Origin of the sequence: Streptobacillus canis, from assembly GCF_009733925.1 — a bacterium.
Lineage (GTDB): Bacteria > Fusobacteriota > Fusobacteriia > Fusobacteriales > Leptotrichiaceae > Streptobacillus > Streptobacillus canis.
On record NZ_WOEI01000049.1, the window covers coordinates 1 to 1,879 of the forward strand.

At 26.5% G+C, this 1,879-nt stretch carries 2 protein-coding genes; both read right to left on the reverse strand.

What is annotated here, in order from left to right:
• Window positions 1-196: 196 nt before the first annotated feature.
• Window positions 197-664, reverse strand: coding sequence for an osmolarity sensor protein EnvZ (locus GM111_RS07985; protein ID WP_156300568.1), 468 nt, complete (start codon window positions 662-664; stop codon window positions 197-199).
• Between the two features lie 19 nt (window positions 665-683).
• Window positions 684-1,879: endonuclease toxin domain-containing protein (locus GM111_RS07990; protein ID WP_231479793.1), on the reverse strand; the 1,196-nt coding region annotated here is incomplete at its 5' end.

Here is a 1,879-nt window from a genome sequence, read left to right on the forward strand (position 1 = left end):
ATATTTAAAGTTAGATACTAATTCATCTATTTTTGATACATCTAAGGACTTACCACTTTTTAAATCACTATTTAAACTTACAGCTAAGCTTTCTTCTTTTCCATTGTATATTATTCTATCTATTTCTATGGCTTGCATAATAAAGGGTATAAGGGTTAGAGTTATTAGTTTTTTCATAATTGCCTTTCTATTTTTATTATTCTATACCTTCTTCTTTCTCTTTTCTTTCAAATAGTTCTAATATCATTTCTCCTAATTCTTTTTCTGTTGGTTTTGTTTCAAAACAATGTTTTGTCCATTCTGGTTGACTTTCTCTAACTGAAAAAGCACTGCCGTTTTTCATAAACAATTCTAATTTAAATTGATTATTTGTTTCACAAAATCCAATTAAATTATATTTTTCCATAACTTTTTTTGAACTAGATAGATTAAACCATTTCATACTCCACTTTGAATTTATATCATTCATTATTAATTCATCATCACTATTACTTAACGCAAAAAAAACAAGTTCTCCAATTTTTTCACTATTTTGCTTTGATAAATATGAAATAATAGCAAAGTCTTTTTGTGTTATTAGACCAACTTCATCAATTCCACTTATTGTAATAAGCATTCTATATTTTTCTTTTTTTTTCTCTTTATAAATGTATACATCTTTCATAAAATTACACTCCTAACAATTATTTTATTATCGTAATATTTATATCTATTCCTTTAGATTTGGCATATTCTAAGCCTTTTTTAAAAGCATTAATATGATGTATTTTTAACGGAACATTATTTATAACAACATTTAAAATTTTTTTATTAATTTGATCTTTCTTTAATATTTTACCATTTTTCCCATCTTGAATAAAATCAACAATTTCATCAACATACTTCTTTAAAACATTATACATACCTGTTTCAGTTTGATACGTTTTTGCTCCCTCTAAATACATACTTTTTACACTTGTCGCTGTCTTAGTAGCTGCATCATAATGATCAAATGTTTTAAAAGTTCTTCCCAAATTATTCCCTAAAGCTTCATCTATTTTAAGTCCTGTCGTTACCGTTCCATCAACTTTTAAACCTAAATTTATTTCCTTTACATCTATTCCCATTTTAGTTAATTCTTGTATTTCTCTTTTTACTTTCAAAATTGCATTGCCTACATCTAATGCTTCATCTGTTTTTGAAATACTTTCAACTATTTTTTTACCCTTATTTAATACTTTTTTACCACTTTCTTTTAAACTAGATAAAACTGCTTTTAGTTCATTTATATCTGTTATCTTTTTACCAATTTCTACTATTTTTCCATCTTTTATAGCTACCGTATATACATCTTTACCAATTTGTGTTACACCTACAAAAGTTGCAACTCCTTTAGATACTCTATATGCATCATCTCCTAAAATTTTTTTCAATAATGTATCACAATCTCCATATAAAGTACCACAACTTACATATTTATTAATTTCATCTAATCCATCTATAACTGATACTGTTAATACTACTACTTGTCCTGCTGTAAGTTTTCCTACTTTGAATCCATATTTCACTAAAGTTTTTGCACTTACATAAACATCCATTGTTATTAATCCAGCAGGAACATTCTCTTTTATTGTTGCCCAAACTTTTTTAGAAAAATCTTTTATTAAATTATCACTAACAACCTCTGCATCACTTGGCATACTTGATACATCATCTTTTGGTAATTCTTCTATTTCTTCACTACCATTTATTACATACTCTGAATATATATTGCCTGGTGTTGCTCCTAATAATTTCCCTTCTTCTGTTTTTCTTCCCTCTTCATGTATTCCATATTCTCTTGCTAGTGCTTTCTTAAACTCTAACTCACTCATATCTCCAAATGTATATACATTTCCAT